The following is a 4,676-nucleotide window of genomic DNA, read 5'->3' as shown; positions in this document are numbered from 1 at the left end:
GTCGCGCCGCCCGGCGCGTCGAAGGTGGAGGAAGTGTCGGTCCGCATCGCCGGCCTCTGGGCTGGGCCGGGGCAGGGCTGCCGACCGGCGGCCTCAGACCCTAAGGCCAGACGCCGCACTCCGAAACAGATCAATTGTTTGGATACAACCGTAACCGGTTTCGGGCTTGCAGCGGAGCGCAGCGGGGTGGAGGATCGTAGGATCAGGGTCATGCCGTCGACAGGCGACGGCGCCCCGGGGGAGTATGCGTGATGCGGGTTCCGGCAGTTCTGTCGTTGATCGCGGCCGGCGTCGTCATGGTCGCCTGCTCGTCGCCGCAGGTCCCCGGCGACCAATTCAACGTGTCGGTCCATAACCCGACGCCCGCGGCGCTGGACCGGACCGCCCCGGCCCGCGAGCCCGGCGACGACCTGTACAACCGCGTCGTCCCGCTGCCTTAAAAGGCTGGCCTCTACTCCATTCTTCGCCGGAACATCCACGCGGCGGCGCTGAGCGTCGCCAGGGCGATCAGCGCCAGCGGCACGGTGTTGCGCAGCATCTCCTCGACCGGCAGTCCCTTCAGGAACACGCCGCGGACGATGACGATGAAGTAGCGCAGCGGGTTCAGATAGGTCACCGGCTGCAGCCAGCCCGGCATGTTGTCGATCGGGGTGGCGAAGCCGGACATCAGCGTCGCCGGGATCATGAACAGGAAGGATCCCAGGATCGCCTGCTGCTGCGTCGCCGACAGCGACGAGATGAACAGCCCGACGCCGATCAGCGCCAGCAGGTAGAAGAACACGCCGGCGTAGAACATGCCCAGCGACCCGCGCAGCGGCAGGCCGAACCAGAGCACTGCCGCCAGCAGGTAGACGCTGCAATGGGCGAAGCCGATCAGGAGCGACGGGATGGTCTTGCCCAGCAGGATCTCGTGCACCCGGAGCGGCGAGACCAGCAGCTGGTCGAAGGTGCCCAGCTCCCGCTCCCGCGCGATCGACAGGCCGGTGACGATCAGGCCGATCAGCACGGCGATCACCGCGATCAGGTTGGGCACCATGAACCATTGCGTGTCCAGCGCCGGGTTGAACCAGAAGCGCGGCACGGCGGCATCCGCCCCCTCGGCCACGCCGCTGGGGCTGGCGGCGTCGGCCGCCATGCCGGCGACGATCTGCGAGATGTAGTTGCCGGCCAGCTGCGAGGCGTTGGAGCGGCGGCCGTCCAGGATCACCTGCACATCCGCCGGGCGGCCGGCGGCGACGTCGCGCGAGAAGCCGGGACCGATCTGCACCGCCGCCAGCACCTGCTGCCGGTCGATCGCGTCCCGCAGCGCCTCCGGCGTGTCGACCGCCAGGATGCTGCGGAAATAGGGCGAGCCCTCGACCCGCCGCACCAGCTCCTGGCTCCAGGCGCCGCGGTCGCGGTCCAGCAGGGCGAGGTCGACGTTCTTCACCTCCATCGTCGCCGCATAGGCGAAGACGAAGAGCTGCAGGATCGGCGGCACGATCAGGATCATCCGGCCGCGCGGGTCGCGCAGCACGGCCAGCAGCTCCTTGACCACCAGGGCCTTCAGGCGGCGCCACATCTCAGGCCAGCCTCTTTCGCATCAGCCGCGCGGCCAGGGCCAGCAGGATCGCGCCCTCGACCAGCAGCACGGCCATGTTGCGCAGGTACAGGGGCCAGATGTCCCCGGCCAGGAACACGGTCTGCAGCGCCGGCACGTAGTAGCGCGCCGGCAGGATATAGGTGATCCACTGGATCGGCCGCGGCATCGAGCCGATCTCGAACAGGAAGCCGGACAGGAGGAAGGCCGGCAGGAACCCGGCCACCAGGGCCAGCTGCGACGCCAGGAACTGGTTCCTGGTGGCCGAGGAGATGATCAGGCCCAGCCCCAGCGCCGGGCACAGGAAGGCGGCGGAGACCAGGTACAGCGCGCCGATCGAGCCGCGGAACGGCACCCCGAACAGCACCACGGCGACGAAGACGCACAGGGTCAGCGACGCCAGGCCGAGCGCGAAATAGGGCAGCACCTTGCCGGCCAGCAGCTCCGCCGCCGTGACCGGCGTCGCCATCATCGCCTCCATCGTGCCGCGCTCCCACTCCCGCGCCACCACCAGGGCAGTCAGCAGCGTGCCGATCATGGTCATGACGATGGCGATGGCGCCGGGCACCAGGGTGTTGCGGCTGACCAGCTCCTGGTTGAACCAGACGCGCTGCTCGACATCGATCGCGGGCGCGCCGTCGGCTCCCTGCCTGGCCGCCCGCATCGCCCGCCAGCCCGACAGCACCCCCTGGGCATAGGCCATGACGAAATTGGCGGTGTTCGGGTCGGTGCCGTCGACCAGGATCTGGATCTGCGGCGCGCCACCGGGCCGCGCCGCCTCGGCGGCGAAGGTGGCGGGAATGACGATGATGCCCTTGACCCGGTTGGTCACCAGGTCGTCGGCGAATTGCCGCCGGTCGGTGCCGATGCGGGCGTCGAAATAGCGCGAGGCCTGGAAGGCGGCGGCCAGGTCGCGCGCCTCCGGCCCTGGGCTCTCCACCGCCACGCCGACCCGGGTGTGGTCGGCGTCGAGCGACAGGGCATAGCCGAACAGGAACAACAGCAGCACCGGCAGCACCACCGCGATCAGCAGGCTGGACGGGTCGCGCAGGATCTGCCGGCTCTCCTTGCGCAGGAGCGCCCCGAACCGGCGGAGACGGTCGGCGCGGGAGAGGGCGGGGGCGGTCACGGGCTGCCCCCGAGCGAACCGCTGACTGTGACGGACTCAAACCGTGCCCCCTTTTTGTCCCCCCTCCCCTTGCGGGGGAGGGGGGGACTCGTTTTGCTTGGGCCGACAGCTGAGAGCGGCCTCTACGACCGCGGAGTGGAAGCCCATCACGCCGCCTCCTTCCTCTCATCCGAGGCCTCGACCAGGGCGATGAAGGCGTCCTCCATGGTCGGGTCGGGGCGGTCCTTGCCCGCCACCTTCGCCTTCAGCTCGTCCGGCGAGCCCAGCGCGATGGAGCGGCCGCGATAGATCAGCGTGATCCGGTCGCAATACTCGGCCTCGTCCATGAAATGGGTGGTCACCAGCACGGTCACGCCGCGCTCGACCAGACCGTTGATATGGGTCCAGAACTCGCGCCGGCTGATCGGATCGACGCCGGAGGTCGGCTCGTCCAGGAACAGCACCTCGGGCTCGTGCATCACCGCGCAGGCCAGGGCCAGGCGCTGCTTGAAGCCGAGCGGCAGGGTCCCGGCCGAGCGCGACCGCACCTCGCCGAGCACGAAGATGTCGAGCATCAGCCCGATCTGGCGCTGCGCCCGGCGCCGGTCCAGCCCGTAGACGCCGGCGAAGAAATCGAGGTTCTGGGCGACGCTGAGATCGCCGTAGAGCGAGAATTTCTGCGCCATGTAGCCCAGGCGGTTGCGCGCTTGCGCCGCGTCGCGGCGCAGGTCGAAGCCGGCCACCCGCCCCTCCCCCGCCGTCGGCTTCAGCAGGCCGCACAGCATCTTGAAGGTGGTCGACTTGCCGGCGCCGTTGGGGCCGAGCAGGCCGAAGATCTCGCCGCGCGGAATGTCGAAGCTGATGTCGGCCGCGGCGGTGAAGTCGCCGAAGCGCTTGGTCAGGCCGCGTGCCTCGATCACCGGCCCGTCGCGCGGCGGCAGCGCCTCGCGCGCCTCGGCCAGCTTCGACCGGCCGCCGGGGCCGCCGCCGAGGATGTCGACGAAGGCGTCCTCGAAGCGCGGCTCCGCCGGCTTCACCCTGGCGTCGGCGCCGGCCTCTTCCGGCGGTTCTGGGGGCCGGCCGGCCTCCTTGGTCACCAGCCGGATCGCGGTGCCCTGGATCACGCCGTCGATCACGCCCGGCCGGTCCAGCGCCGCAGCCAGCACCTGCCGGCGCCGGCCTTCGACCCCGGTCAGCCGGAACACCCGGCCCTCGACCCGGCCCGTCAGGCCGTCCGGCTCGCCCTCATACAGCAGCTTCCCTTCGTTCAGCAGCAGCACCCGGTCGCATTTCTCGGCCTCGTCGAGATAGGCGGTCGACCAGACCACGCCGATGCCCTCGCGCGTCAGGTCGCGCACCATGCCCCACAGCTCGCGCCGCGAGATCGGGTCGACGCCGACGCCGGGCTCGTCCAGCAGCAAGAGGCGCGGCTTGCGCAGGAGCGCGCAGCCGAGGCCGAGCTTCTGCTTCATGCCGCCGGACAGCTTGCCGGCCAGCCGGCCGGTGAAGTGCTTGAGATCGGTGAAGGTCAGCAGCTCGTCGAACACCGCCGGCCGCTCGGCCTTCGGCAGGGCACGGAGATCGGCGTAGAGCTCGAGATTCTCCTGCACCGTCAGGTCCTCGTACAGGCCGAAGCGCTGCGGCATGTAGCCGATCGCGGCCTGGATCGGCGCCGGCTCGGCCCGGCTGTCATGGCCGAGCACGGTCAGCGCCCCCTCCTCCGGCCACATCAGGGCGGTCATCAGCCGGATCAGCGTGGTCTTGCCCGCGCCGTCGGGCCCGACCAAGCCGGTGATCCGGCCGCCGCCGATCGCGGCGGTGACCGCGTCGAGCGCCGGCTTGCCGGGCCCGAAGCGCTTGGTCACCCCGTCGATGCGGACGAGGTCCGGAGGCTCCGAGGTCGGGTGGGGATTGCTCGTCGGCATGGCGCTACGCCCCACCCACCGAAACCAATCGAGTCCCCCCCTCCCCTCGCGGGAGGGGGGTAGG

General features: G+C 70.5%; 4 protein-coding genes. 1 reads left to right on the top strand and 3 read right to left on the bottom strand.

The genetic code is table 11. The features are described 5' to 3' along the window. The first annotated feature begins 251 nt into the window (after window positions 1-251). On the top strand, window positions 252-440 hold the full coding sequence (locus P409_RS38310) for a hypothetical protein (RefSeq protein ID WP_152613566.1): 189 nt from the start codon (window positions 252-254) through the stop codon (window positions 438-440). An 11-nt stretch (window positions 441-451) separates the two neighbouring features. Here P409_RS38310 and P409_RS27185 read toward each other — a convergent pair whose 3' ends face one another. The 3 genes from P409_RS27185 to P409_RS27175 form a co-directional block, all read right to left on the bottom strand. After that, on the bottom strand, window positions 452-1,561 hold the full coding sequence (locus P409_RS27185; protein WP_034845764.1) for an ABC transporter permease: 1,110 nt from the start codon (window positions 1,559-1,561) through the stop codon (window positions 452-454). A 1-nt stretch (window position 1,562) separates the two neighbouring features. Beyond that, a complete protein-coding gene (locus P409_RS27180) occupies window positions 1,563-2,708 on the bottom strand; it encodes an ABC transporter permease (RefSeq protein WP_034845762.1) in 1,146 nt (381 codons plus the stop codon). 146 nt (window positions 2,709-2,854) lie between these two features. After that, entirely contained in the window at window positions 2,855-4,612 is a 1,758-nt protein-coding gene (locus tag P409_RS27175) for an ATP-binding cassette domain-containing protein (RefSeq protein ID WP_034845760.1), read from the bottom strand. Window positions 4,613-4,676: the final 64 nt, after the last annotated feature.

The organism is Inquilinus limosus MP06, from assembly GCF_000767795.1.
GTDB classification, from domain to species: Bacteria; Pseudomonadota; Alphaproteobacteria; order DSM-16000; family Inquilinaceae; genus Inquilinus; species Inquilinus limosus_E.
This window is presented reverse-complemented; position numbering and strand designations above follow the sequence as displayed.

Excerpts from the sequence above, each read along its gene's own strand:
- P409_RS38310 (WP_152613566.1), top strand. The coding sequence starts at position 252 with ATGCGGGTTCCGGCAGTTCTGTCGTTGATCGCGGCCGGCGTCGTCATG.
- P409_RS27185 (WP_034845764.1), bottom strand. The coding sequence starts at position 1,561 with ATGTGGCGCCGCCTGAAGGCCCTGGTGGTCAAGGAGCTGCTGGCCGTG.
- P409_RS27175 (WP_034845760.1), bottom strand. The coding sequence starts at position 4,612 with ATGCCGACGAGCAATCCCCACCCGACCTCGGAGCCTCCGGACCTCGTC.